Consider the following 290-nt stretch of genomic DNA (forward strand, 5'->3'; position numbering starts at 1 on the left):
CGGCCGCTTCAGGAACTGACCGATGCGGCACGGCGCCTGAGTGCCGGCGAAACGCCGCCGCCGCTGCCGACCGACGGGCCCGTTGAAATAGCCGCGGTAAGCAGCGCGGTCAACCAGATGACGCAGGCATTGCAGCAGGCGGAGGCGACGCGCGCGCTCATGCTCGCCGGCATATCGCACGACATTCGCACGCCGCTCACCAAACTGCGCCTTTCGATGGCCATGGCGATGCCCGAGAGCAGCGACAGCAGTTTCGTGGTGGCAGCGGAGTCGTATCTGGATCAGATCGA

At 66.2% G+C, this 290-nt stretch carries 1 protein-coding gene; it reads left to right on the top strand.

Annotation, left to right across the window (positions count from 1 at the left end):
- Nucleotides 1–290 (top strand): HAMP domain-containing protein (locus tag EN859_RS37170; RefSeq protein WP_135913746.1); only part of this gene is annotated, 290 nt, incomplete at both ends.

The organism is Mesorhizobium sp. M00.F.Ca.ET.216.01.1.1 (genome assembly GCF_004010325.2).
Lineage (GTDB): Bacteria > Pseudomonadota > Alphaproteobacteria > Rhizobiales > Rhizobiaceae > Mesorhizobium.